The organism is Candidatus Brocadia sapporoensis, assembly GCF_001753675.2.
GTDB lineage: Bacteria > Planctomycetota > Brocadiia > Brocadiales > Brocadiaceae > Brocadia > Brocadia sapporoensis.
This window is the reverse complement of sequence record NZ_MJUW02000027.1, coordinates 1-25,595: the sequence shown is the minus strand read 5'-3', so window position 1 is coordinate 25,595 and position 25,595 is coordinate 1. Positions and strand designations below refer to the sequence as shown.

Here is a 25,595-nt window from a genome sequence, read left to right as displayed (position 1 = left end):
GAAGATTCCGTTTTTCTTGATAACATGCCTTGCTTTTGCTATACTGCTCTACATCACATCGATGTATATACTTAACAAAAGCCATATAAGCGTAATGGAAATCTATAAAGGATGCAAAGCATGAAAAAAATTATTATTATAGTTTTGAGTGTAATTTTTATTCTTTTTGCAGGTGCCGCAATCGCCCCGTTCGTCATCGATTTAAACAAGCATAAGGGAAAAATCATCGAGCTCGCGAGACCATATCTCGCAAGAGATTTTGATTTTGCCGGCATAAAACTTACCATAATGAAAGGGTTGGGAGCAGAGATTGATGAACTCAGAATTGCAGAAAATCCGGAATTTGGGAAGGGCGATTTTCTGAACATGGGACATCTGAGAATAAAAGTAAAATTACTCCCTCTCTTAAGAAAAGAAATTCAGATCAAGGAATTGATTCTGGATAGACCGGCCATACAACTGATAAAAAACGCACAAGGAGAATTTAATTTCAATGACCTGATGGGCGCGCAAACCAAAAAACCCGAGGAGCCTGTAAACACCGGCACTACGCAGAGAAAAGGCGATGGCGCCCTTTTGGCAGGACTTGCAGTGTCTACATTGACTTTGCATCATGGCAAAATCGATTTTGTCGATAAATTTACCCAGCAGGGAACTTCTACCACAACCACGATAGACCAGTTGGACATGAAACTTACCGATGTGTCAGTGGACAATCCGATCCACTTCTATATGGCTGCCCGTCTGCCGGACGGAACGGAGCAAAATTTCATGATACGCGGCACCATGGGTCCCCTGGGCAAAACTATAGACACGAAACGGCTTTTTATGGACATTACCCTTCGGACAAAGGATCTTAATGCGGGCCGGATCGTCACTTTATACCCTGCAATTACGGAAATATTGCCAAAGGATACAAGTTTTTCAGGTTTGTTGGGCATGGAAATAGTTTCAAAGGGAAATATCGACGATCTCGATACCCGGTGTTCCATAGATTTAAAGGGCATTGATATTGCGTATGGGGAATCATTCCGCAAACCGAGACTTGTCCCGTGCCAAATTTCCATAAAGGCCAGGAAGACCGGAGAGAATATTCAATTAGATCCCAGCACCATCACACTGCACACCCTATCCCTTACCGGCTCCGGAGAAGTTCGTGGTTTTAACAACCCGCAAATCGATCTTTTGTTTGAAACAGAAGAAACATCTCTGAAAGGCTGGGAAACACTGATTCCCGCCATAAAGGAATACGAGCCTGATGGTAATTTTATTCTTCGGACTTCCGTAAAAGGAACCCTCGCAGACATCGCTGCAGATCTGCAGCTCTCATCCCCAAGTCTTGCATTCAAGCTTTCTCCGTCTGCAGACAAAGGCAAAGAGACATCACCAGAAAAGGGGAGGTTTGAATACATGGACTTGAAAGTTCAAGCAGTAAAAAAGAACGACGCCGTAAAGGGCGCCGGTACTCTCGACGTAAAAAAAGGAGAGATTCAATCCGCCAGTTTTGACAAGATGCAGGCACAATTTGACTACCAGAACGACATTCTTGGTATACGAGAGTTTCATGTTCACACCCTGGATGGGGACATTTCCATGAATGGTACTGTGGAGACAAAGAAAATGCAATGGAGTGTGAAACCGGTAGTTAAAAATATCAATCTGGCAGAAGCCGTTGATAAATTTACTCAATACAAGAATTTGTTTAAAGGAACATTTTCCGGAGCTTTTTCAGCAGATAACTCGGGAGACAACAACCAAAAAGGCGCCCTGAATGTCACCGGATCGTTCCAGATTGATCAGGGAGAAATTATGAATGTAAACCTGGTGGATACCATTCTGGAATCTCTTTCCGGGATCAAGGGGATATCCACGTTCCTGGAAACAGAAGACAGCGAATTGGCTAAACAAAAGATTACGCGGTTCGATTCCATGGATGGGGATTTTTCTATGGCCAATAATAAAATAAATTTAAAAACAGTCGCCTTACACAATATTCATACGGTCGAAATAACAAGTTCGGATGCATTCATAAACGGTTTAATTAACTACGCATCTGATAAATTAGACCTCAAGGGCAAACTTGTTCTCTCCCAGGAATATTCTGCAAGGCTGACAAAAAAAGCGGAACCACTCAATGCCATTCTTAACCCGGAAAAGCGCATGATTCTGCCGTTTACGATCATCGGAAGTCTCAGTAAACCTACCCCTATTCTCGACATTCCCTATGTAACCAGTGCCACGGCTAAATATTACGGCAGAAAGGAATTGGAAAAATTGGGTGAAAAGATAGGGCGTTCTGAAAAAGGAGGCAAAGATCAACCGAGCGGAGACAAAGATCAGAAACGAAAAGAATCACCTATTGGTAATATTTTAAAAGACATTTTGAAATAATTCCCAAAATATCCAGCGCTGTCCGGTTAAAATTTACCTGTACGGTTTTTGTTATACGTAAACAGTTTTAGCGGGAATCCGGGAAGTTCAGGACTCGCTGGATTCCCGCTAAAAAACATGCGGGATGACACCTCGAGAGCACGGACAAAAGACGCTCAATTTTCTCATCAAATAACACTGCTCAAAAATACCGATCTTCACTGGCGTTTTATCATTTTGGCACCAACGCATTTGGCGCTTGCTGAAAGCTGGCATCCGATAATGTTTTCCCTGCAAGACGAAACAGCATCATCTTTTCGTGGTCAACCCTGGGATTTCGCTTGGAATAGATTCTTTACTCTTCAGAAGAGATTTGAAATTCTGCTCACTCGTAACTAGAGAAGATCCGGCCTCTGCTTTGCGCAAAATCCGGTACGTAGAGGGAAGATTATTGCGATCGAGTTTGTGTATTCCTTCAGACCGCTGTCCTACCCACGCCTGCAGTTCATGAAAACCTGAGAAACCTTATCAGGATTATATTCCCATCATGGATTTCGAGCACGAAGTAAATTAACCGGCGTTTATGGTGATCCCTATGCGCGGGTCATCAAACTGGTACGCCGTCAAAAAAAGCAGACTTTGTCGTGAACTTACGGTAAAACAAGTAGCGAAGCTAGAACGGCTTAGCTGGTATCAAGTCAGGCAAATAGAAATAAACTACATGAACGAGCTTGTTAGTCGTTTTGACAAAATTACCAAACTAAGAGCCATAGGAATAGATGAGATTTCTATCCGTAAGGGACACACCCATATGACCTGTGTCAGTGATTTAGACAAAGGATGCCCCCTATGGATAGACGGTGAGGGCCGTAGAGAAGAAGACCTGGATTTGTTTTATAATACGCTTTCTGAGAGTCAAAAGAAAAACATTTCCCTTGTCATCATGGACATGGGGAAGCCTTTTAGGAAATCCACTCTCAAGCACATTCCCCATGCTCAAATCATCTACGACAAATTTCATATCCTTTTTCATATCCTTCGCCATCTCGGTGACGCTATGGACACAGTCCGTAAACAGGAATATCGCCGTGTAAGTGAGAAAGAACGAATATTTATCAAGGGACAGAAGTATACGCTTCTGTCACACAAAGCCAATTTGGATATAAAGGGCAAGCGGGCATTAAAGCTGCTTTTCAAAGCCAATAAACGTAACTACAGGGCTTACCGCTTGAAAGAATCCTTTGGTAAGCTCTGGGATTACAAAGGCTCCGGCAACGCTGAAAGATTCTTTTACCAACGGGAAATCCCAGCTTCGATGGTCAAGGCTTAAATCATTTCACCAATCTGTAAAAATGATTGAACGACACTGAGACAGTATCGTGAGTTACTGTAATCCCAGCAATAAGGTCTCTCCTGGACTGGTTGAAGGTATCAATAACAAAGTCCGTGTTATTCAACGCGGAGCCTATGGTATTAAAGATCGTGAATATCTAAAACTGAAAATACTATCGTCTTTCTTGCCAGAATTATGAAAGTTTACCCACACAAAACTTAGAAGACCCTTTTATCTTAATACTTTTTCAATTCCCCTGAAAAACAAACATCCCGCTCTCGTGTGGTTAATGACGGTATGCAGACTTTACAAATCTATTGCCATATGCCATCGTTTACTCTCCTTGATTTGCAAAGAGTTTTTATGGCTATGCGTTACTCTGTAGACTGACACAAAGAGGAGGGCAATTATCGGTGCGCGATTTTTACTTGACCCATGTCCCACTGTCTCCGGTCATAGCAGGCCTTCCTTGTTACAGATATCACCCTGAAAAGAGACCCAACCTTCACGGCCAGGGAAAGTAGTCTTGGTTATCCTTCCGGAAACAATATGCCCCGCATCCCTGAGAAGCTCACCAAGCGGAACGAACGATATATCCCGTTTTTTAGCAGCCTTGAGAAAGTTCGCGAACAACGTGACGCAGGCGATGCCTTCGGCCTCGGCATGTATGGTCAGGACATTCAGGCCGCCGGGTTTGACCTGTGAAAGGATGAACTCGTTATAGTTGGCCGGAGTGACGCCGTTCCTGCCAATGGTCTCGTCATAGGTAGGCAGCGTAACGGGTATTTGCGGCTGCAAGAGAGTTTTACCACCCACGACAGGCCGGAAGATGCTGCTGCCCCGGCAGTCGCTGTTATACACAAATGGGAATTCCGCCTTTGCCAGCAGGACGCCATCCGTGCATTTCCACCCCGGTACGGCCGAGCAGGTCGGCGGAGCGCCTGTTATGCCGGCAAGCATGTCGAATCCCTTCCGGAGGACAAGACGGACATCCTCCTCAGACATGGTATCGATGTGTGCCTGCCATGCCTGATGGTCCCATGCGTGCAGACCTATTTCGTGGCCGCCCCGTGCGGCGAGGCGAATCTGGGAAGACAGCTTCTTTCCGATGATTGGGCCTGGCCAGAAGGTACCCCTGAAGATGATATTCCAGCCATAAAGGCTCGCAGCTCTCGTTCGCAGCATCTTCCAAAAAAATACGGGTCTGAGCAGTCGCCAGAGATGACGCCCCATATTGTCCGGGCCGACAGAGAAGAAGAACGATGCCTTTACTGTGTGCTCATTAAAGAGTCTGCAGAGAGCCGGGACGCCGAGAAGCGTCCCCCGGAGCGTGTCAACATCAATTCTGAGACCAACTTTTATCGTCACATCCATCTCCAGGGCAACATGGCAGTCCGCTCGTTCCGGGCATCCACCTCAGTCGCCATTGTCCATCTCTATCTCACCCGATTCAACGTATTCCCTGATGAAGAAATCCAGCGTCTTCCCGACGGAATCATTAAGCATTACGACGGGGTTCCAGCCGAGAAGTTTCCTGGCATTCCTGATGCTAGGTTTGCGGTGCTGCATATCTTGATACCCGTCTCCGTAGTACGAGCCGCTTTCGATGATACGAAAACCGGCGAACGGCGGGAACTTTGCCCGCAGCGGGTGCTTCTTGAATTTTTCAAGTAGCATTTCTGCAAGCTCCCTGATGCTCGCCTCGTTCTCCGGGTTACCTATGTTAATTATGCGTCCGTCGCAGTTGTGCTCCTTGTTCTCTATAATGCGGAAGAGGGCATCGATGCCATCTGAGACGTCCGTAAAGCAGCGTTTCTGGAGACCGCCGTCGATGAGCTGAATGGGCGTGCCCTGCAGGAGGTTGAGAATGAGTTGCGTAATGGCTCGTGAGCTGCCGATACGGGCGCTCTTGAGGCTGTCAAGCTTCGGCCCTATCCAGTTGAACGGGCGGAAGAGCGTGAACCTCAGACCCTCTTTTGTCCCGTAGGCCCAGATGACACGATCCAGAAGCTGCTTGGAGCACGAGTATATCCATCGCTGCATGCGAATGGGTCCCAGGATGAGCCGGGAATTGTCTTCGTCGAAATTCGGGTCGTCGCACATGCCGTAAACTTCAGATGTCGATGGGAAGATGATGCGCTTCTTATACTTAACGCAGTACCTGACGACGCGGAGATTCTGTTCGAAGTCAAGCTCGAAGACCCGTAGCGGGTTGCGCGTATATTCGATGGGAGTAGCGATAGCCACCAGAGGCAGCACGATGTCGCACTTTTTGACGTGATACTCTATCCAGTCGCCGTGGATAGAAATGTCGCCTTCCTCGAAATGAAAGCCTGGCCTGTTCAGAAGATTCTGAATGTGATTGGAATAGAGATCCATACCGTAAACCTCATACCTGCCGTCTTGCAAAAGCCGTTCGCTGAGGAAATTGCCTATAAAGCCATTAACACCGAGGATGAGCACCCTCTTTTTCGTTATCATTTCAATGCGGCGACTGGCGCTGGGACCGAACTTGAGACCCTCAACGAGATTAAAATCACGTGCCATCTGGGCGCCGCTCATATAGATGCCGCTATCAGCCTGACCGTAATCGATACGCAGAACATCCTTGCTGCAGGCAATCACCAGTGGATCGGAGGAGAGTATGGTTCCCGGAACAACATTGCTGCTGCGGCGTTGTTTTATCGCTGAAGCCACCCAGAAAAAGTACTTGTTCTCGCCGATATAACTGAACGCCCCGGGGTACGGGCGGGTGACTGCGCGGATAAGATTCCTTATATCGTGTGCCGGCTTCTGCCAGACTATCTCGCCGTCGGCAGGGCGACGTCCTCCGAAATAGGTCGCCTTCGAATGATCCTGCGGATGACGGGGGGCATTGCCGTTCTTTAACCTGGGCAGCATCTCATCGAGCAAAGCGGCCGTTGCCCCGGCGGACTTTTCGAAGAGGCTCTTTGCCGTGTCGTTCTCCGTGATGGCGAATTTCTTCTGGCAGACGATGTCGCCGTCATCGGGACTTGGGGTCATGTAATGAAGTGTGACGCCGGTCTCTTTCTCGCCGTGAATGAGCGCCCAGTTAATAGGGCAGCGACCACGATACTTCGGCAGGAGGGAGCCATGCAGGTTCAGGCAACCCCTGGGGGGGATGTCGAGAATGGCGGGCTTGACCATGTTGCGATAGTAGAACGAGAAAATGATGTCGGGATTGAACTGTCGTATCCTGTGCACCCAGATGGGATGGTTGATGTCGTCAGGGGCAAAGACGGGGACGTTTTTTGAAGCAGCCAACTCTGCCACTGATCTGAACCAGACGTTCTCAGCCAGATCATCCTTGTGGGTGAAGATAGCAACTATCTCAACACCGTGCTTCAGCAGCGTCTCGATGCCGATGCAGCCGATGTTGTGATATGCCAGAACAACTGCTTTCATAGTATCACATCATAACCTTTCTTGGCCTCTGGAACATCCTTATCTTTTTCCCTGCCGACGACCTGCTGCACAAAGTAGCGAGGTCTGGCGCGGACATCGCTGTAGATACGGCCAATATACTCCCCCAGCAGCCCCATTCCTATGAACTGAGCGCCGATGAAGATGAAGAGAATTGAGAACAACGTAAAGACACCCTGTGCAGCCCATTCAGTCCCATACGCCAAACGTAGTATCAGCAACAACATACCGAAACCTATGCCAAGAGCGGCAACTGCCACACCCATTATGCTGAGCATCCGAAGAGGGAACGTCGTCATGCTCGTCAACAGGTCAAACTGCAGATTGATGAGTTTCCACAGGCTGTATTTTGACTTGCCCTTCAGGCGTTCGGAGTGTCCGACGGGTATTTCTGTCGTCATGCGGGCGAAGCTGTTGGCCAGGATGGGGATGAACGTGCTTCGCTCATGGCACTGGAGCATAGCATTGACGATATGGCGGCGATATGCGCGGAGCATGCAGCCATAATCGGTCATCTTTACACCGGTTGACTTCTGTGCAGCCCTGTTGATGATCTTCGATGCGAGCTTGCGGAAAAGCGGGTCGTGACGGTTCTCCCGCTGGCTGGCGACCACGTCGTAGCCTCCCTCCATTTTAGCGACGAGCCTCGGTATCTCCTCCGGAGGGTTCTGCAGATCGGCATCGAGCGTTACTACGATCTCGCCCCGTGACTCGGAGAATCCTGCCATGACGGCTGAATGCTGGCCGTAGTTTCTGTTGAGGAGCACGCCAACGATCTTGCCGACGTGTCTGGCGCCTGCCTCCGAGATCATCGAGGCAGATTTGTCCCGGCTACCGTCGTCCACAAGTATGACCTCGAATGGCCTTTTCATCTGCGAGCAGGCGTCAAGACACCTCCTGATCAGCTCTTCGAGGTTGTGTTCCTCGTTATACACCGGGATAACAACAGAAACTAACGAATCCACGTCTGCCTTTCTTTAATAGCTTGCATTATTTCTTGAGAATTTCCTTGATTGCGTCAACCACATCGTCAACATCCTGCCCGGTCATATTGGGAAAAAGGGGCAGCGAGCAGATACGGTCGGAATTCCATTCGGTATTAGGGAGCATGCCGCGTCGCATTCCCATCTTCTCGAGGTAATACTTCTGCAGGTGCACGGCGCGAAAATGAAGGCCCGTGCCGATATTGCGCGCCTTCAGTTCCATCATAAAATCATCGCGACTCATGCCTGCCTTATCCGTATCGAGGCGCACGATAAAGAGGTGCCATGCGTGCCTGACGGGATATTTCGCGTCCGTAAGAGGGATCAATTCGTCTATCTCTGCCAGACGCCTGCGATACAGCATCGCCAGGTCAGTACGTTTGGCATTGAATTCTTCCAGCCGGGCAAGCTGTCTCAGTCCCAGCACCGCAGAAATGTCTGTCATGTTGTACTTATACCCAGGCTCCAGCACCTCCGCCTGCGGGGAGCGCCCCTGCATCTGTCTGTCAAACGCGTCGACGCCGAGGCCATGAAACTTCAGCCGCCGGATACGTTCAACCAGCGCAGCATCGTCAGAGCAGAACATACCGCCCTCGCCGGTAGTCATATTTTTTATCGGGTGGAAAGAGAATATCGATGTGCCTGTCTTGCCGACATGGTTGCCCTTGTAGCGTGTGCCGGCTGCATGTGCCGCATCTTCGATGACAGCCACACCGTGCTTCTTCGCCAGCTCCATTATGGGGTCCATATCGACAGCAGAGCCGGCGAAATGAACGGGAATTATTACCTTTGTCTTCGGGGTCATAACTGCCGCGATGGATGAAGCGGAAGCCATCAGGGTGTCACGGTCCACGTCAACAAAGACCGGTCTGGCCCCCGCAAGAACTGCAAGATTCACCGTCGACACCCACGTTATTGAGGGCGTAATAACCTCGTCTCCCGGTCCGATGCCGAGGGCATTAAAAGCCACATGCATGCCAGCTGTCGCCGATGTAAGCACGACTGCGGCAGGACAGCCGATGTACTCCGCGAATTTCTTTTCAAAATCGGCCGACTTCTGGCCTGTAGTTATCCAGCCGGAACGAAGGACCTCCGCTACCGCAGCGATGTCGTCTTCGGTAATAGTCGGCGCTGAAAACGGTAGAAACTTACTTCTCATTGGTCGTCTTTCCTCCGGTACCTGGCGTTGTATTCTGACTATTCAGGAGCCATACCCCCCATCTTTCCTCTCGCGCCTTCTTCGATTCAAACGGTACGGGCTTTTCTTCGAACGTAGGCGTAGCAGGCAAAAGGCTTGATAATTCGGCGGGAAAGGCTGACACATATCTCATCTGAGCAATAAACACCCCAAGCTGATCGCTTTGCAGGAATGACATGATGGTCTTTTTGTCGGGGTCCTTTTTGTCAGCGTACTTGTCCTCGTGTCTAAGAAGCGTCACGGGCGTCCCTTTGCCCAGATAGAATACCATTTTTGCATCGACCTCTCCTTTATACATGAGACCGATGCGGTCTGGCGGTATCCATGCCGTAGCGCTTTGAATTTTGTTGATAAACTGATGTTCAGACCTGCTTTCCTCAAAAACGTTTTGCTGTACACAGAAGAATCCGCCCATCAAAATAAACGCCACTACCGCCAGTGGGAGGAATGCCTTCTCTTCCGGCTGCACGGCCAGGCGATGAGCGGCCATTGATGCAACTATTGCAGCCGCTATTGCGGCCAGGGCTACGAGTATACCGGCAAGGCTAATACCAGCAAGCGAAACCCCTGCGCTTCTGGGTGGGACTATAAGAAGCGCCAGGAATACTAACAGCTCAAGGGCTGCCGCGCCGAAGAGAATCCACTTCTGGATAGTGAACCCTGCAGGAATAATGCATGAAGGACGAAACTCCTTCATGCGCGTCAGGATAACGGCGGTCAGAAGTGCACAGAAAGGGATAATCGGCAGGATGTAGTAACTACGCCGTGAACCGGAAAGGGTAAAGAAAACGAATATCAGGGCAATGACCTTGATCAGCCAGTGTGTATTTTTGTCCAGTCTTGCAAAGTACTTCACTCCGGTGATGAGGGCTGCGATGAAGAGAGGCACCCACGGCAGGATAAGCACAGGCACCGAATGAATATACGTGTAAAAGGGCGCCTTGTGGTCGAAGGGCGAGAAGAATCTCTGGACGTTTTCCTGCCAAACAAGGGCCAGCCCGCTGGAAGCGTAAGACGCCGGGGTTGTCCCTGACGACCAGATGAAGGGCGCAAAGTAAATTGCAATGCCTATGGCAAGAGCAAAGAGCGACGCGGGACGGAGGAATGCCTTCCATCTCTTGCCGGCTATGGCGTCGGGCAAGATAGCTATGGCAGTTACAACCGCCGCCACCGGGCCTTTACAGAGCGAACCGACAAAAACGATAAGGTAGAGAACTATGAACGTGATGAAGTTGTTTTTGTCGCGCCTCAACCAGTACCAGAGTATTGCCAGCATCACAGTTGCGAGATTTTCCGTGTCGGCCGCAGCCATACGCGACTGGGATATGAGGCCGTAGCTTGTCAGCAGCAGCATTGCGGCAATGCGGCCTACCGCAGGCGACCACAGATGCCGGCCAAGCCTGAGTGTCGCCCACACCGCCGCTACGCCGGCAATCGCGCTCGGCAGGCGGACAACAAGCTCGTTCAACGCGCCGGAAACGAAGGCTAACGCGGCAATGAGCCAGTACGTGAGCAGCGGTTTGTCAAAATACGGCTCGCCGTTTATGGTCGGATGAAAATAGTCGCCGGTGAGCATCATTTCTCTGGTTATCGTGGCCCACCGTCCCTCCGCGCCCCAAAGCGCGCGGCCGCCGAGGGCAAAGAATACAAGCACGCAGGCCAGGACGAGTATTGCCATATCGAGCCGCTCGTATCTTTCAGTTAAGGTGTTCTGTTCTCTATTCATAAATCTGGAACTCAATAAACTATGCTCAAACGGCCTTCGTCCTGGATTTTTGCCGGAGGAATTCCGATCGAAACCAACACGACTATTAACTGCGATGGATCGTAGGAGATGATGGGAAATTGCATTTTAAATGCTGGTTTTTTTAAACGGATAGTTTAAACGAAAATGGGTGAAATTACCAGTCTTTTTCTAAGATAACATGCGTTTTATTCTGGCATACGGCATATAACGCATTTTTATGAATCCATTCCTGCTTTTTCTGATAATCATGCATGCTCATCACGATATAAAGAGAACATTCATGGTCAGAAATAAGTTTTTCTAATCTGGTATCCGCCTCTATTTCCAGCACCTTTTTCCCGCTGTAAAAGACAAGGCTTGGCTCAGTTCTTCCGTAACTGTAAAGCACATAATGCTTCTTTTCTGAAAGACAGTGTCCCACAATATCCTTTGTTGACCGAAAAGTTCCCAGGTATTTTGCTGCATACGACGTGGTTATTCCGAGAACGAGGCAGTTCGCGAAGCAAAAGATCTTTATTATGTGGAGAAACTGTCTGCTCTTGAAAAAAGTGTAAAGCGATACCACTGCACCGGCGAAAAGGACAATGATCGGAATAACCATATGAGCTGTGGATAAACCATGCACGACCGGCGTCACCTTTAGTATGACGAAAATGAGCGCCAGGGGAATCGTTGCAGACACGAACAGAATAAGCCACACTATCCATACGTATATTTTCCCAAAGGAGTCTTCTGTTTTCCATCGGGAAAATGACCTGGTTAGCAGAACAACGGAGGGGGAAGCGGGAAGGATATAGGTCATCAACTTCGAATGTGAAAGAGAAAAAAAGGTTACCGTAAGGATGAACCATGAAAGAAAAAAATACCCCGATCTCTTTTCTTCCCCCGACATACCCTGTGTTTGTTTTAGAATATGGATAAAAGGGATAAAGATAAACATCGACCAGGGAAAAAATCCCATGAAAAATACCGGTACGTAATAATAGAAAGGTTTGGGATGGGCATAACCGCTGACAAACCTGCCGGACATCTCCTGCGAAAGCAATGCAACGATTTGTTTTGTACCCAGGGATAGCCAGAAAGGAATACCCCAGGAACAGATAATACCAAGAAAAACCAGGAATCCCGGCAGATACCAAAGCCTCCTGATGTTTTGAAAGTCGCGCATCCATAAGAGGAAACCCATGGTAATCAGAATAAACAACAAGATACCTACCGGTCCTTTTACGAGAAAGATCATCCCCAGGAGAACGTAAAGGAATAATCTCCTGAGGTTGCTTCTGTGAGCTCCCGTATATTCGATAAAGAAAAAGTAAAGGCTGGCACAGACAAAAAATGTCAGCAGCATATCCGTGATACATAGTCGGGAAATGAAAAAGAATAGCGGGCTGGCCATCAGCATCATGCCAGACCAAAATCCGTTTTTGCTGTCTTCAAGCCTTTTCCCCCACAGATAGACAATCAGCACCGTGCCAAGGGCCGCCAGGGCTGAGGGTAATCGTGCTGTGAACTCGTTTGTCCCAAAAATTTTATAGACTATGGCAATGGTCCAATAAAAGAGAGGTGGTTTATTAATACGCGGAGCGCCATTAAAGTGTGGTACAATCCAATGGTTGTTGCGCACCATATCGTTCGCTGTAGCAGCATAACGGGGTTCATCAGGATCAATGAGCGGTATAGCCCATGTATACCAGAGAAACAAGACCAAGCCAAACAGAACTAAGCATGAGAGAAAGGGAATGTCCTTTTTTGTTATCCGCGGATTCGATTTTATTTCCATGTTTTTAATAATTGCTGAACTGAAATGGCAACACTCCGGGAAATGGCATAGAACTTGTGTGAATTTTAACTTTTATTTCAATCGCAGGTATTTATTTTTTTTCAGATACCAGGCAGTAAAAAATGCGCTGGTAACGATCAAAATCAGAATTGACAACGACCACGTGATATACTTACTGGACGCATAGCCGTAGTCCAGGTATGCATCCTTCATGATCAACAGCGATAACCCCGTTATCCACGCAAAGGGTGTCGCATATTCTTTGACAATCAATCGTTTCCAGTTAAATTCCATACCTTTGATGGTATTCCCTATCCCTGAAACGTTGGGAATAATACGGTTAACTCGCTTGCAATAATCTTTGAACTCCTGACCAAACTTTTTTTCCAGGTATTTCTCCTCTGCGCATATAATCGTTGCGTAGGCAAAGAGAAGAATTGGAATTCCAAACAAAACAAAAGGGAGAGAATTTCCTGCAATCCCCACCCCAAGAAGGATTAAAATATTCCCTAAATAGAGAGGATTCCTGCAATGTGCAAAAATTCCGCTTTGAACGAGCCTTTCCGCATAAACCTGTTTTTTTTTTGCCGCCCCGTTTAATATAAGCAAGCCCAACGGTAAGCGCCCGCAATGTCTGACCGCTCAGCGCCACAAGGATACCGACAACCATTTCCCACGTCTCCACAATCTCCTTGTTACATATCGGCCATGTCCCCTCAAAAAAAAGCAAGGCAAAGACAAAGGGAAAAAGGGCATTCCGGTATCGAAAAAAGAAGTCGCCTATTTTGACCATCATTTTACCGCTATCATCCCGCAGAAGTTGTACCACTTGAAAAATACATCACAATACCGGAACCCCTCTTTGATGAGGAGTTCCCTGTTTTCCAATAATTTGTAAGGGATTAATACGTTTTCGAGGGCTTCCCGTTTTTGTGCGATTTCTAATTCACTGTACCCATTTCGTCTCTTAAAGTCGTAGTAGTACTTTATGAAGAGCCGGTTAAAAAGAGAGTCTTCCCCTAAGACTTTTTCCACAAGGATCAGGCATCCGTTCTCATTCAATCCCCTCAGGATACTGCCGATCAGCGTGTCCCGATTCAACGGCCTGATAAATTGCAACGTGAGAACCATAACCACAACCGATGCATTTTCGATGTGCACGCCCTGATTCAAATCGGCACGGGTCAGTTCATGCTCCCTGGAAAAAGGGTGCTCCGCAAGTTTTTGTTTACATCTGGCAAGCATATCCTCCGAGTAATCGATGCCAATAAACTTTACTTTACCGGGGATATTTTGACCCAAATTGAGCAGGGTAGTGCCGGTAGAACATCCAAGATCATAAATATTCGTTCCTTCAACGGCAAACTCAGATGCCATTTCCACAAGCATTCTTTGAATCTCCTGGTAGAACGGAACGGACCGGTCCAGCATGTCATCAAATACCGAAACGACTTTCTTCCCAAAGTTAAAGTCTGCTATGGTCGTCAAATTTTCTCTGAATATTTCATCCTTTGACATAAACGGGCACCCTCAAAATTTGTGTAAAATCAGCGGTCTCGACTTCTGTATCACCTTTCATCTCTTTTCATGTGAAATTTGAGTAGACGTCAATGCTGCCGCAGCGATTGTATGTTTCCTGATCAAGTGTAAATTGCGCATATAAATAAAGGTGTTTGGCAGATAGGCCAGGATTCCAACCGGGTTGCGTTCCATGATCCAGTAAATACACATAATTACGCTCCCCGCTATACTCCAATACCAGAAAGAGTCAGGAATTACGCTTTTCCCTGTCTTTTCCGAAGCAATCCACTGGATTAAAAACCGGGTGGAAAATATCGCATTACCAAGGAATCCAAGGATGGTGAGATAGCTCCAATTCAGCCCAAACAAACGATGTTCCTGACCAAACCACGTAACGGCTAGCACAATATGACAAAACATGCACAGACTCCTTATTTAATTGAGTTTTTCAACGATTTCATACCGTATCATCCTTTTTTTCATCCATCTCACAGCCAACAAATCTATAAACGCCCTGAATGCCCTGTTGGATATCCCGTACTTTGATTTTCAAATTTCCGGGGATAATGGTTTACGACGATTTCAGCAACGACAAGCCCTTTCGTCTTGAACAGCGTGGGCAAAAACCGATGCATGCAGTTAAACAATTTAAGGTTCTTCTCCCAATTAGTCAATAAGAATTGAGAAGAAATTCCTTTCAATCATTGAAAAGAGTGGACATTCGGTGTTTCCTATAGATAGATATATACCGCTATATAAACTATTTACAGGAGACCAGCAATGTCCACGTTAAGTATATTACCCTATTTTCCTTTTCAGCGGGTAAGAATTACGAAGCAAAGTGTTTTTCCTGAAGCTGAGATATCTCAGCTTACTGCAGTGCCCGATGAACGATTTCGCCCAATATGTCATGCGTGTGGCAGCAAAGCACAGCGCATTTACCGTCATGACAAACGATCTTTGCGGGATCTGAATCTTGGTTCCGTTCGCGTATGGATAACTTGTTCGTATCGTAAGATAGCCTGTGAGCCATGCAATCGAATCGTAGTTGAAGACTTGGGTTTTTTTCAACCCTACAGTCGTGTTACGCATCGTTTAGCAGCGTATATTCACGAACGGTGTAAAGTGTTAACCGTAACCGAAGTTGCAAAACATTTTGGAATTAACTGGAAAACCGTAAAAACAATCGATACGTTTTTTCTGGAACGACAATACGCGCAGACAGAGTATCAGAATCTTCGCATACGGGCAGTAGACGAAATCTCTGTTAAGAAGGGACAGCGCTATTTGACCGTTGTTCTGGACTATCGGAGTGGCCGCGTAGTCCGGGTGGGAAAGGAAAGAACAAAAGAAACCCCGGGAACCTTCTTTGCGGGTATGACAGAGGAACAAAGGCAGGCGCTTGAGGCCATTGCCATGGATATGTGGGATCCTTATATTCATGCAGTAAAAAAGTACGTGCCTCATGTTAAGATAGTCTTTGACCTGTTTCATGGGGTTTCAAGCTTTGGTAAAGTTATTGACAAGGTGCGAAATGCTGAATACCAAAAAGCATCGAAGGAGGATAAGGACGTCCTCAAGGGTTCAAAATATCTTTTGTTAAAAAACAAACGAAATATTCGCAGGAAAAAACACCGAGAACATCGAAAACAGCTCTTGTCGCTCAATGAAACAATAAATACCGTTCTGATTCTTAAAGATAAGCTCAAACATATTTGGACCTATACCTCACGGACGTGGGCGAGAAAAGCCATTGATGAATGGAGCCACGCTAAACTATTCTGTCATGAATACGTTTGCAAATATGCTTACAAAATACAGCTACGGAATCTTGAATCACGGTGACTATAAAATTCATACCAGCAAACTCGAAGGGGTTAATAATAAGATCAAAGGTATCAAAAGAAAAGCTTATGGATTTCATGACGAACGGTACTTTTCATTAAAAATTATACAAGCTTTTGCAAACTAATTGGGAGAAGAACCCTTTTTTAAAGGAATCGAGGTATAGTTCACCGATATTAACCAAAGGGGCGCTCAATCATGGATAGATTTGTAGCATATTCTATTACGTGTTGCAGATATTTTATGGGTCCGAAGTTCATAAATATAAAGTGCTTCAAATATTGAATTGTCCGGATGCGTATACATTATCATTCTCTGGGTAATTCAGATGTTTTTCCCTTGAGGCGGAATAGCATCATTTTTTCATGATCGACTTTGCAACTAAGGATCAACTCGCACGGGAGCGGCTCTTTGCCTTTAAAAAAAGACGCAAGGTCCTGCTCACTGATAACCAGATAAGACCCTGCTTCAGCTTTGCGTAAAATCATGTCTACAGAGGGATCCTGGCGGTCGAGTTTGTAAATTCCTTCATATCGTCGTTCTACCCATGCCAGCACCTCATCGATACTAGTCACAGTGTATATACGGGGGTTTGGCTCGATAGCCTTAAATACTTCTTTTGCAAAGAATATTTGTGAGTTTTTATAAGGCTGCACTATTGGTTGGATAATGATAAAATAGAATGGCATTGCAATTACCGAAATTGGAATGAGTATCCAAGCTGTCCGTCGTATTATATGGCTTGTTACACTATGGCGAACGATCGATGCGGTAATTCCGAGCGCCAGAAATGGGTCGATTGGAAGAAGGTAGTGTTGTCGTTTTTTGGGAATGCACGTGATAACAATAAAAATAGCCCCAGCAATTGCAAGTAGTGCAGAATAGCCACGGCGCCGCAGATCAATAATTGCAAGAGGGAGAAAAAGAGAAAGTGGTAATGTAAGTAGAAGTCCATGCTGAATATAATAGAAAAACGATTTTCCGCTCCCCCCTCCCTCGCGTACATCTAAATCCGGCTGAAATAACACGCCACGGAGATATTCACCGCCGTCACGAAGGTAAGCCGGAGTGGCCCAGATAGCTATAGCAGTCAGGATCCCGAGGCAGAAACCAGTCCAACCGAATCGAGGCCGAGTAAAATCATGGTTGCGGAATGGTACAAAAACTATAAAAAAGATGGGGACAAGCACTCCATAGGGACCTTTCGTTATTGCTCCAACACCGGCAAATAGACCTGCAAGCACAAAGTAAAACATTCTTGGTAGTCGGTCTTGCTTACGCATTCCAAGTCCAAGGCAAAGACATGAGAATAAAATCGAGGCACACAGAATCATGTCAGGCCTGGCGCGACTCGCCATAAGACTATAACCAGGCATACCGAGTAGCGCTACTGCTCCAATTAATGCCGAGAGTCGGTCGAGAAGCAATAGCCCCACGCAATAGGTGGCCAGCACCCCCAGTATGCCGGCAATAGCAGAGGGTATGCGTGTAATAGCAATGCTTGGTTCGCCTACCATGCGAGTGATGAAAGCAGCGGCTGCATGCATTACTGGTGGTTTGTCGCAATAGGTTTTCCCAAATAGTTTTGGTATCAAGTAATCTCCACTTTCAACCATTTCGCGAATAATCTCTGCGTGGTGGATCTCACGACTCGCAAGGTGGGTGTTCTGACCAATGGCTGGAAATATAACCGCAGCGGAAAGCGCAATCAGCGCTAATAAATCAAAAAATTGTGTTCGTCGTTCGATAAAATTGCTGATCATTTGGCTCTCTCTCTCTTTGTATAATTAGTCCTCTCAGTTCAATCGCAGGTATTTATTTTTTTTCAGATACCAGGCAGTAAAAAATGCGCTGGTAACGATCAAAATCAGAATTGACAACGACCACGTGATATACTTACTGGACGCATAGCCGTAGTCCAGGTATGCATCCTTCATGATCAACAGCGATAACCCCGTTATCCACGCAAAGGGTGTCGCATATTCTTTGACAATCAATCGTTTCCAGTTAAATTCCATACCTTTGATGGTATTCCCTATCCCTGAAACGTTGGGAATAATACGGTTAACTCGCTTGCAATAATCTTTGAACTCCTGACCAAACTTTTTTTCCAGGTATTTCTCCTCTGCGCATATAATCGTTGCGTAGGCAAAGAGAAGAATTGGAATTCCAAACAAAACAAAAGGGAGAGAATTTCCTGCAATCCCCACCCCAAGAAGGATTAAAATATTCCCTAAATAGAGAGGATTCCTGCAATGTGCAAAAATTCCGCTTTGAACGAGCCTTTCCGCATAAACCTGTTTTTTTTTTGCCGCCCCGTTTAATATAAGCAAGCCCAACGGTAAGCGCCCGCAATGTCTGACCGCTCAGCGCCACAAGGATACCGACAACCATTTCCCACGTCTCCACAATCTCCTTGTTACATATCGGCCATGTCCCCTCAAAAAAAAGCAAGGCAAAGACAAAGGGAAAAAGGGCATTCCGGTATCGAAAAAAGAAGTCGCCTATTTTGACCATCATTTTACCGCTATCATCCCGCAGAAGTTGTACCACTTGAAAAATACATCACAATACCGGAACCCCTCTTTGATGAGGAGTTCCCTGTTTTCCAATAATTTGTAAGGGATTAATACGTTTTCGAGGGCTTCCCGTTTTTGTGCGATTTCTAATTCACTGTACCCATTTCGTCTCTTAAAGTCGTAGTAGTACTTTATGAAGAGCCGGTTAAAAAGAGAGTCTTCCCCTAAGACTTTTTCCACAAGGATCAGGCATCCGTTCTCATTCAATCCCCTCAGGATACTGCCGATCAGCGTGTCCCGATTCAACGGCCTGATAAATTGCAACGTGAGAACCATAACCACAACCGATGCATTTTCGATGTGCACGCCCTGATTCAAATCGGCACGGGTCAGTTCATGCTCCCTGGAAAAAGGGTGCTCCGCAAGTTTTTGTTTACATCTGGCAAGCATATCCTCCGAGTAATCGATGCCAATAAACTTTACTTTACCGGGGATATTTTGACCCAAATTGAGCAGGGTAGTGCCGGTAGAACATCCAAGATCATAAATATTCGTTCCTTCAACGGCAAACTCAGATGCCATTTCCACAAGCATTCTTTGAATCTCCTGGTAGAACGGAACGGACCGGTCCAGCATGTCATCAAATACCGAAACGACTTTCTTCCCAAAGTTAAAGTCTGCTATGGTCGTCAAATTTTCTCTGAATATTTCATCCTTTGACATAAACGGGCACCCTCAAAATTTGTGTAAAATCAGCGGTCTCGACTTCTGTATCACCTTTCATCTCTTTTCATGTGAAATTTGAGTAGACGTCAATGCTGCCGCAGCGATTGTATGTTTCCTGATCAAGTGTAAATTGCGCATATAAATAAAGGTGTTTGGCAGATAGGCCAGGATTCCAACCGGGTTGCGTTCCATGATCCAGTAAATACACATAATTACGCTCCCCGCTATACTCCAATACCAGAAAGAGTCAGGAATTACGCTTTTCCCTGTCTTTTCCGAAGCAATCCACTGGATTAAAAACCGGGTGGAAAATATCGCATTACCAAGGAATCCAAGGATGGTGAGATAGCTCCAATTCAGCCCAAACAAACGATGTTCCTGACCAAACCACGTAACGGCTAGCACAATATGACAAAACATGCACAGACTCCTTATTTAATTGAGTTTTTCAACGATTTCATACCGTATCATCCTTTTTTTCATCCATCTCACGGCGAGAAGATCGTAGAACGATTTGAATAACCGATTCCATACCCCGTAATGACTCTGACCAGAGAATCGGGGATTGTTGGTCACCGGAATTTCTGTTACCTGAAACCCTTCCATTTTAATCAAGGTTGGCAAAAACCGGTGTGCACCCTTAAAAAATTTTATGTTTGTGAGACACTCGCGCCGAAATGCCCGGTAGGTACACCCCGCATCACTGATATTTTCATTTGATAATTTATTGCGAACCCAATTTGCAATGTGTGAGGAGGCAATCCGGACAAAGTTGTCTCCTTTGCCGCGTGTGGCAACCCGGGTGCCGCATACGCAATCATACTGATCAAGTGCTTGCAGGAATTTTGGCACGTCTCTGGGATCATTTTGCAGGTCTGCATCCAGTGTAATAATGTAACGGCCACGCGCCGCCTTCATACCTGCCCAGCTTGCGGCCGATTCGCCTCCATTATCTTTGAACCGCTGGATACGAAAACGCGGATCGGTTGCTGCTATTTTTTTAAGGAGTGTCCAGGAACTATCTGTGCTGGCATCATCGGTAATTACCACTTCATAGGAAATACTCAACGGATCAAGTGCGGCGGTAATGGCATCTGCCAAGGCTTGTAAATTACCCTCTTCGTTATAACAAGGAACAACCAGGCTGATCTCGGGTGGTGTCTGATTCATTTTTTGCCAAAAAAATCTGAGATACAATCACAAACGATGTCCGCTTCTTCGAGGGGCATTTCGCCATAAATAGGCAACGATAGGATTTCATCAACCATTCGTTCGGTATTTGGTAATTGAGGCAAATTACGATATTTTTGAGTAATTGCAGGTTGCTTATGATTCGGCACGGGATAATGAATACCGGTGTCAATACCGTGCTGACGTAAATACTTCGCCAGTTCGTCGCGTCTCTTGGTGCGAATGACATACATATGATAGACCGCCGTTGCCCACGTCATTTCCAGAGGCGTACTTACGATATCACGGAGACGTTCATTGTACCGTGCGGCAATTTTTCGCCGGTTAAGATTGAAAGCATCAAGGTGTCGCAAGGCTACCCGGCCGATAGCCGCCTGAATTTCGTTAAAGCGTAAATTAAAACCAATCATTTCGTGGGTGTATTTTTCTTTGCGCCCGTGATTCCGAAGCATGCGTATTTTGTCGGCAATCATGTCATCGTTCGTGCAAATACAGCCGCCGTCGCCCAACACCGTCAGATTTTTTGACGGGAAAAATGAAAAACCACTTGCTACGCCCATCGAACCAACCATTTTGCCTTTGTATTTCGCTCCCTGCGCCTGAGCACAGTCCTCGACAACCCATAGATGGTGTTTCCGTGCAATCTCGAACAAGCGATCCAGATTTGCAGGATGACCATATAAATGTACGGGCATAATTCCCACGGTACGTGATGTAATAGCACCTTCTAATTGGTCGATGTCCAGGCAATACGTTTCATCCACATCCACAAAAATTGGTTGTGCCCCACAGTGAATCATCGGTTCTATGCCTGCAAAGGCCGTATGCGACGGCACCACTACCTCATCGCCCGGGCGCAAATCCATCACCGTATGCAGCAAAAACATACCCGCCGTCAAAGAGGAACTGAGTACTGCGTGCTTCGTGCCCACATATTGAGCCAACTCAGATTCAAATGCCTCACACTCTTTGGCAAGAATATACCACCCCGACTCCAGGGCTTTTAGCGCTGCTTGTTTGACTTCGGTATCTACAAAACTTTTTGAAAGCGAAATTTTTTGCATGACGTTCTTTTACTCCCTTATCTGTTTAATTCTATGGTTCGCCCTTCTTTTGCAGATTTCAAAGCCGCCTCAACAATACGCACGGCTTCGAAACCTGATCTGCCGTCTGCCAGGGGATGTTTTCGTGTTTGTATCGACTCAATAAATGCCCGCAATTCCATGCGCAACGGCTCTTCTGGCGGAAACTCAATCTGATGCACTGCCCCTTCTATGGCTTTGGAATCCCCACCATCTTTTATGTGTTTGTTCCCGAATGTTTTAATCTTATATTGGGCTATATTGTAATCACAAACGGCGCTCAGCTCCTCGCCCACAACGACTACCTCACGGTATTTACCAGGAGGATAGTAGCTGCTCTCCACCGTAGCCCAGGTTGTTCCGTCATCACCATCATAGTCCATCGTAACCAGGGAAGCATCGTCCATGCTGCGGCCCATGAAATCTTTTAGGATAGCATTAACCCGTGCAGGAGATCGCCCCATAAAATAGTTAAACAAATCAATGAAATGAATGGCATCGGCAAAAGTTACGCCGGTATCGCTACGGGGACGCTTAAAGCCGCTGAAATTCCCGCGCAAAATTTTGATCCTTCCGAAACTTCCTTGCTGGATCGAATTCCGTAACCATTGCGATGCAGGGTCATACCGAAAGATATGTCCGACTTGCAAGATGCGGTTATGCCGCTCCGCGAGCGCCACAAGGATACGCGCCTCTTCTGACTGCAAAGTAATGGGTTTTTCAACAAACACGTCCTTGCCCGCCTCTAAAAATTCCCGGCAGAGCTCAAAATGGGTGTTGGCAGATGTCACCACCACCATTGCATCTACCGAAGCGGAAATTTCACGGTAATTATGAAACAGGTGAGTATCAGGAATGCCCAGTGCACGGGCTTGTGCAAGCCGTTCCGGGTAAATCTCTGCGACAAAAAGCTCCACAGGCAACGAATGCAACAATCGCAAATGGTTTACCCCCCACCGTCCGACACCCAATAGCAAAACCCTGATCTTCATAGCTTCTCCGTTATGTACAAATCAAAAAATAACATCCGGGCAATCTGAGCACACCGTTGTAATGTTACCGTGTAACATCTTTCTTTTTTTGCAGGTTTTTTACCCCCCCTTCGCCCCTCCTGGCATCCTTTAGCAAGGCAAAGTGAGGTAAGGGGTATTATTTGATTTTGGCTACGCTGTGCTCTGTATTCTATAAATAAATCCCGGTATAACTCAAAAAATAAGCCGAACTATTGTACAAAATAATTTAAAAAAATCAACGGCTAACATTACTTGTTCTGATGAACCTTTATTTAACCTTATTTCCGCTAATCAATTACCGCGAGGAGCGATGTTGCTCAACCGCACTACCGGTATGAACACGGGAAATCACATCGAACCGGTCCACAACCTCTCCTTTGATATTTTTGAAGTAAAACGTCGCAGCATTTGGCACGCCGCCAACGTTAAATACGCCAAAAAGAGCGCCATAATGAGCGTCTTGTGTTTTCGTATAGATTTTTGCCCACCAGGTACCACTCAGTTCCTGACCATAAATACTTTTGCCGCCCAGCCCGGAAAAAAAGGCAAATGTCCTGCCTTCAGTAATGACTAGGGTGTTTGATTGACTGGCAACAGTCTGATATTCGAAACTATCCATAAGATGTGTGCGACCGTAAGAGTGATCATGTGCTGTTGCGATAATTGCACCGCCCTTTCTTGCCTCCTCATATACATCCCATCCAGTATCGTCTGTCTTTTTAGACACCTGCATAAGCCGCATGTTTTTATGCCAACAGCAGATTCTCCAAATTGACCTATTTTTGGCAAGTTGTTCGCGCAGGTAATCCGCATGAAAAGATCCTAAGTCACCCGGTGAGACCTGAATAATAAAAATGCCTTTGTATTGCAACGATGATTTTACCCCGTAGTCACCATCCCATTCAACACCTAGCCGATTAAGTCGATTCTTGAGATATTGTTGATAGCCATCCTTCCCATTCCATTTCTCTACATCGTGGTTTCCCACGGATGCGAAATAAGGAAAATCTTCACCAAGAATTTCGTTAATTTGTGCATTCCATGCATCTGGGTTGTTTTCGTAGTCGAAATCTCCCTGATGCAATACTGCCTGTGCGCCTTCTGATCTAACAAGTTTCAAAACTGCTTCTGCATTTTCTCCTAATCCCTGATCGCCTATAAAAGCAACCTTGAAATTGGGAGGCGTCTTTGATAAGGAAGCAGATGTTTCTGCCCGTAATGTGCTAACAATTCCGGGAATCAGCAGCAGAAATGCAACAAGATATTTCCATCTTCTCATATACAAATGCCCTCTCGTGTTGTTCGTAATTTTAAAGTTTTAAGTTATGTTTTCGGTTACAGGGTGGCATGGACTTCGTCGTGATCGTGAGCCTGTCGACCCATCACGACGAAGCCGAGAGGTAGTAAAAACTCGCAAAAAAAGAGAGATTTTACACGGTAATCTATAAAACTAAATAGTTGTGCCGAACACCTGTCTTCCCCCCTTTAATGAAGGGTAAACCAGTGCGGCCACCACGAAGCAGCCCGAAGGTACATAATTCGTTCGGCAATGACCGGCAATGTTGCTGCAAACCATAAGCGTTTTGTTTCTGTCTTTAGTGCCCCAAGATTGACCTGGACAAAGCCTGCCGCACAATATTGGGAAAACCGTGGAATGAAGCGGGGCGTATTTTTCCTATAATTTGAATACGCACTCCCAAAAGTTTTCAGGAGAACGCATTCCTCAACCGCAACTACCCAACGAAAATAAATTATCATCGTTATAACCGTTGCTGCCACCAATGAAATACTCTCCAAAAAGAATGAGACGGATAACGCAAAGCAAAATGTCCCAAAGTATAGCGGGTTGCGGGTGATCGAATAGGGTCCCTGGGTTTGCAATTCTTTGTCTTTGCGTCCGCCGACATACAAGGTTGCCCATATGCGAAAGGTTACATAGAGCCCAAAACACAACCATCCCAGAATATCTGCAATGAAATAAATGTAAGCGTTTTTCGCAATAAAGGGAGTGCTAAAAATTACAGCAATCCCTACCGGTAGCAGGCAAATAACTCCAACGAATCCCCTGTATTTGAACATGAGCGAATCAGCAACACTCTTCATTTGGCTTCCTGCTTCTGACTTCAATAAATTTTTTATAATTCCATACACACCAGGAAAGACAAGGATAATGATGATTCCAGAAGTGGCAAGGCCGTCAATAAGGACTATCGCTATGGGCTGTTGATCGCACGCACTTCTATAGCAAGGGAACCACGTCTGCAATCGCCGTGATGGCAGTTATTAAGACCGGTCCCATCCGGACCTTTCCTGCTGAATACGTCGCCTCCTGAATGGGGTATCCTTCCTGTCTCAATTTGTTAACAAAACAAGGAATGCGTGCCGAACCAAAAGAGAACAGGTTGCAATACCCTTGTAAGGTGCTTTCTTTTCACAGTTTTTATACGGTTGAGTATACCAAACCATGCATGAACAGGGGATGAACGCAAAATTAATTTTTTGTAATCTTGAGAAATTCGCACACGGATAGCGAAACGGCGAAGATGCTTCCTTTATGCAACTGCAACAATTTATCTCCTTGAGAATGTGGCGCTGATCGTTCGGCCGAGCTGCGGGGTATATTTTTGTGGGGATTCCCGCTGCATCTATTTTTCAAAGCGCCAAACCGTTACATGCAGTTCCGTTTTCAACGGCCATTATTTTTCGTCAGGGCTTGAAAATTCGTAACTATTCAGCGTACTTTCGCCCACAAACACTATGGGTGAACAAAATATTGATTCTGTAATCCCGAAGGGATGTCATTATTATAGCATATCGTTATGCAATGACGGTTAACCCTGTAG

At 46.3% G+C, this 25,595-nt stretch carries 23 protein-coding genes; 5 read left to right on the top strand and 18 right to left on the bottom strand.

Translation table 11 applies throughout. The features are described 5' to 3' along the window. Positions 1–120: 120 nt before the first annotated feature. The 3 genes from BIY37_RS02440 to BIY37_RS14245 all read left to right on the top strand — a co-directional run bounded on the left by BIY37_RS02440 (position 121) and on the right by BIY37_RS14245 (position 3,902). Positions 121–2,391, top strand: a complete 2,271-nt coding sequence (locus BIY37_RS02440) for an AsmA family protein (RefSeq protein ID WP_070066251.1) — start codon at positions 121–123, stop codon at positions 2,389–2,391. 562 nt (positions 2,392–2,953) lie between these two features. After that, positions 2,954–3,700, top strand: coding sequence for a transposase (locus tag BIY37_RS02430; RefSeq protein ID WP_070066249.1), 747 nt, complete (start codon positions 2,954–2,956; stop codon positions 3,698–3,700). A gap of 49 nt (positions 3,701–3,749) precedes the next feature. Continuing rightward, positions 3,750–3,902 (top strand): transposase, encoded by a 153-nt coding sequence (locus tag BIY37_RS14245; RefSeq protein WP_179129233.1) that lies wholly within the window; start codon positions 3,750–3,752, stop codon positions 3,900–3,902. Positions 3,903–4,156: 254 nt separating this feature from the next. Here BIY37_RS14245 and arnD read toward each other — a convergent pair whose 3' ends face one another. The 9 genes from arnD to BIY37_RS02380 form a co-directional block, all read right to left on the bottom strand. Further along, positions 4,157–5,077, bottom strand: coding sequence for a 4-deoxy-4-formamido-L-arabinose-phosphoundecaprenol deformylase (arnD, locus tag BIY37_RS02420; protein WP_070066248.1), 921 nt, complete (start codon positions 5,075–5,077; stop codon positions 4,157–4,159). A gap of 42 nt (positions 5,078–5,119) precedes the next feature. Beyond that, a complete protein-coding gene (gene arnA, locus BIY37_RS02415) occupies positions 5,120–7,129 on the bottom strand; it encodes a bifunctional UDP-4-amino-4-deoxy-L-arabinose formyltransferase/UDP-glucuronic acid oxidase ArnA (RefSeq protein WP_070066247.1) in 2,010 nt (669 codons plus the stop codon). Beyond that, the gene (locus BIY37_RS02410) at positions 7,126–8,112 is read right to left on the bottom strand and encodes a glycosyltransferase (RefSeq protein WP_070066246.1); all 987 of its coding nucleotides are present in this window, start codon (positions 8,110–8,112) and stop codon (positions 7,126–7,128) included. The genes arnA and BIY37_RS02410 overlap by 4 nt, the downstream gene beginning before the upstream one ends. Positions 8,113–8,137: 25 nt before the next feature. Then, positions 8,138–9,289: an aminotransferase class I/II-fold pyridoxal phosphate-dependent enzyme gene (locus BIY37_RS02405; RefSeq protein ID WP_070066245.1), complete on the bottom strand. Its 1,152-nt coding sequence runs from the start codon at positions 9,287–9,289 to the stop codon at positions 8,138–8,140. Next, complete coding sequence (locus tag BIY37_RS02400) at positions 9,279–10,904, bottom strand: ArnT family glycosyltransferase (RefSeq protein WP_230402414.1); 1,626 nt, start codon at positions 10,902–10,904, stop codon at positions 9,279–9,281. Before BIY37_RS02400 ends, BIY37_RS02405 begins: the two co-directional genes overlap by 11 nt. 325 nt (positions 10,905–11,229) lie before the next feature. After that, positions 11,230–12,855, bottom strand: coding sequence for an ArnT family glycosyltransferase (locus tag BIY37_RS02395; protein WP_070066243.1), 1,626 nt, complete (start codon positions 12,853–12,855; stop codon positions 11,230–11,232). Positions 12,856–12,927: 72 nt separating this feature from the next. Further along, positions 12,928–13,464: a methyltransferase family protein gene (locus BIY37_RS02390; protein WP_179129231.1), complete on the bottom strand. Its 537-nt coding sequence runs from the start codon at positions 13,462–13,464 to the stop codon at positions 12,928–12,930. Between the two features lie 183 nt (positions 13,465–13,647). Further along, the gene (cmoA, locus tag BIY37_RS02385; protein ID WP_070066240.1) at positions 13,648–14,373 is read right to left on the bottom strand and encodes a carboxy-S-adenosyl-L-methionine synthase CmoA; all 726 of its coding nucleotides are present in this window, start codon (positions 14,371–14,373) and stop codon (positions 13,648–13,650) included. Between the two features lie 57 nt (positions 14,374–14,430). Further along, positions 14,431–14,796, bottom strand: coding sequence for a lipid-A-disaccharide synthase N-terminal domain-containing protein (locus BIY37_RS02380; RefSeq protein WP_070066239.1), 366 nt, complete (start codon positions 14,794–14,796; stop codon positions 14,431–14,433). A gap of 360 nt (positions 14,797–15,156) precedes the next feature. On the opposite strand from BIY37_RS02380, the gene BIY37_RS02375 reads away from it, so the two are divergent. Beyond that, complete coding sequence (locus BIY37_RS02375) at positions 15,157–16,221, top strand: ISL3 family transposase (RefSeq protein ID WP_070066242.1); 1,065 nt, start codon at positions 15,157–15,159, stop codon at positions 16,219–16,221. Then, complete coding sequence (locus BIY37_RS14240) at positions 16,133–16,348, top strand: transposase (protein WP_080324785.1); 216 nt, start codon at positions 16,133–16,135, stop codon at positions 16,346–16,348. The genes BIY37_RS02375 and BIY37_RS14240 overlap by 89 nt, the downstream gene beginning before the upstream one ends. A 181-nt stretch (positions 16,349–16,529) precedes the next feature. On the opposite strand, the gene BIY37_RS02365 is transcribed toward BIY37_RS14240, so the two are convergent. From BIY37_RS02365 to BIY37_RS02325, 9 genes are all read right to left on the bottom strand, one after another. Continuing rightward, positions 16,530–17,984 (bottom strand): ArnT family glycosyltransferase, encoded by a 1,455-nt coding sequence (locus tag BIY37_RS02365; protein WP_070066241.1) that lies wholly within the window; start codon positions 17,982–17,984, stop codon positions 16,530–16,532. 33 nt (positions 17,985–18,017) lie between these two features. Beyond that, the gene (locus BIY37_RS02360) at positions 18,018–18,554 is read right to left on the bottom strand and encodes a methyltransferase family protein (RefSeq protein ID WP_179129228.1); all 537 of its coding nucleotides are present in this window, start codon (positions 18,552–18,554) and stop codon (positions 18,018–18,020) included. Positions 18,555–18,737: 183 nt separating this feature from the next. Beyond that, on the bottom strand, positions 18,738–19,463 hold the full coding sequence (gene cmoA, locus BIY37_RS02355) for a carboxy-S-adenosyl-L-methionine synthase CmoA (protein ID WP_070066240.1): 726 nt from the start codon (positions 19,461–19,463) through the stop codon (positions 18,738–18,740). 57 nt (positions 19,464–19,520) lie between these two features. After that, positions 19,521–19,886, bottom strand: a complete 366-nt coding sequence (locus BIY37_RS02350) for a lipid-A-disaccharide synthase N-terminal domain-containing protein (protein WP_070066239.1) — start codon at positions 19,884–19,886, stop codon at positions 19,521–19,523. 15 nt (positions 19,887–19,901) lie between these two features. Beyond that, on the bottom strand, positions 19,902–20,636 hold the full coding sequence (locus BIY37_RS02345) for a glycosyltransferase family 2 protein (protein WP_070066273.1): 735 nt from the start codon (positions 20,634–20,636) through the stop codon (positions 19,902–19,904). After that, positions 20,633–21,721: a DegT/DnrJ/EryC1/StrS family aminotransferase gene (locus BIY37_RS02340; protein ID WP_070066238.1), complete on the bottom strand. Its 1,089-nt coding sequence runs from the start codon at positions 21,719–21,721 to the stop codon at positions 20,633–20,635. The genes BIY37_RS02345 and BIY37_RS02340 overlap by 4 nt, the downstream gene beginning before the upstream one ends. A gap of 17 nt (positions 21,722–21,738) precedes the next feature. After that, positions 21,739–22,731, bottom strand: coding sequence for a Gfo/Idh/MocA family protein (locus BIY37_RS02335; RefSeq protein WP_070066237.1), 993 nt, complete (start codon positions 22,729–22,731; stop codon positions 21,739–21,741). A 316-nt stretch (positions 22,732–23,047) separates the two neighbouring features. After that, on the bottom strand, positions 23,048–24,031 hold the full coding sequence (locus BIY37_RS02330) for a metallophosphoesterase (protein ID WP_070066236.1): 984 nt from the start codon (positions 24,029–24,031) through the stop codon (positions 23,048–23,050). A 206-nt stretch (positions 24,032–24,237) separates the two neighbouring features. Continuing rightward, positions 24,238–25,017, bottom strand: coding sequence for a methyltransferase family protein (locus BIY37_RS02325; RefSeq protein WP_143299131.1), 780 nt, complete (start codon positions 25,015–25,017; stop codon positions 24,238–24,240). Positions 25,018–25,595 lie beyond the last annotated feature (578 nt).

Coding starts and splice junctions, on each gene's coding strand:
- BIY37_RS02440 (WP_070066251.1), top strand. CDS start 121: ATGAAAAAAATTATTATTATAGTTTTGAGTGTAATTTTTATTCTTTTT.
- BIY37_RS02430 (WP_070066249.1), top strand. CDS start 2,954: ATGGTGATCCCTATGCGCGGGTCATCAAACTGGTACGCCGTCAAAAAA.
- arnD (WP_070066248.1), bottom strand. CDS start 5,077: ATGGATGTGACGATAAAAGTTGGTCTCAGAATTGATGTTGACACGCTC.
- arnA (WP_070066247.1), bottom strand. CDS start 7,129: ATGAAAGCAGTTGTTCTGGCATATCACAACATCGGCTGCATCGGCATC.
- BIY37_RS02405 (WP_070066245.1), bottom strand. CDS start 9,289: ATGAGAAGTAAGTTTCTACCGTTTTCAGCGCCGACTATTACCGAAGAC.
- BIY37_RS02400 (WP_230402414.1), bottom strand. CDS start 10,904: ATGCTCACCGGCGACTATTTTCATCCGACCATAAACGGCGAGCCGTAT.
- BIY37_RS02395 (WP_070066243.1), bottom strand. CDS start 12,855: ATGGAAATAAAATCGAATCCGCGGATAACAAAAAAGGACATTCCCTTT.
- cmoA (WP_070066240.1), bottom strand. CDS start 14,373: ATGTCAAAGGATGAAATATTCAGAGAAAATTTGACGACCATAGCAGAC.
- BIY37_RS02380 (WP_070066239.1), bottom strand. CDS start 14,796: ATGTTTTGTCATATTGTGCTAGCCGTTACGTGGTTTGGTCAGGAACAT.
- BIY37_RS02375 (WP_070066242.1), top strand. CDS start 15,157: ATGTCCACGTTAAGTATATTACCCTATTTTCCTTTTCAGCGGGTAAGA.
- BIY37_RS14240 (WP_080324785.1), top strand. CDS start 16,133: ATGAATGGAGCCACGCTAAACTATTCTGTCATGAATACGTTTGCAAAT.
- BIY37_RS02365 (WP_070066241.1), bottom strand. CDS start 17,984: ATGATCAGCAATTTTATCGAACGACGAACACAATTTTTTGATTTATTA.
- cmoA (WP_070066240.1), bottom strand. CDS start 19,463: ATGTCAAAGGATGAAATATTCAGAGAAAATTTGACGACCATAGCAGAC.
- BIY37_RS02350 (WP_070066239.1), bottom strand. CDS start 19,886: ATGTTTTGTCATATTGTGCTAGCCGTTACGTGGTTTGGTCAGGAACAT.
- BIY37_RS02345 (WP_070066273.1), bottom strand. CDS start 20,636: ATGAATCAGACACCACCCGAGATCAGCCTGGTTGTTCCTTGTTATAAC.
- BIY37_RS02340 (WP_070066238.1), bottom strand. CDS start 21,721: ATGCAAAAAATTTCGCTTTCAAAAAGTTTTGTAGATACCGAAGTCAAA.
- BIY37_RS02335 (WP_070066237.1), bottom strand. CDS start 22,731: ATGAAGATCAGGGTTTTGCTATTGGGTGTCGGACGGTGGGGGGTAAAC.
- BIY37_RS02330 (WP_070066236.1), bottom strand. CDS start 24,031: ATGAGAAGATGGAAATATCTTGTTGCATTTCTGCTGCTGATTCCCGGA.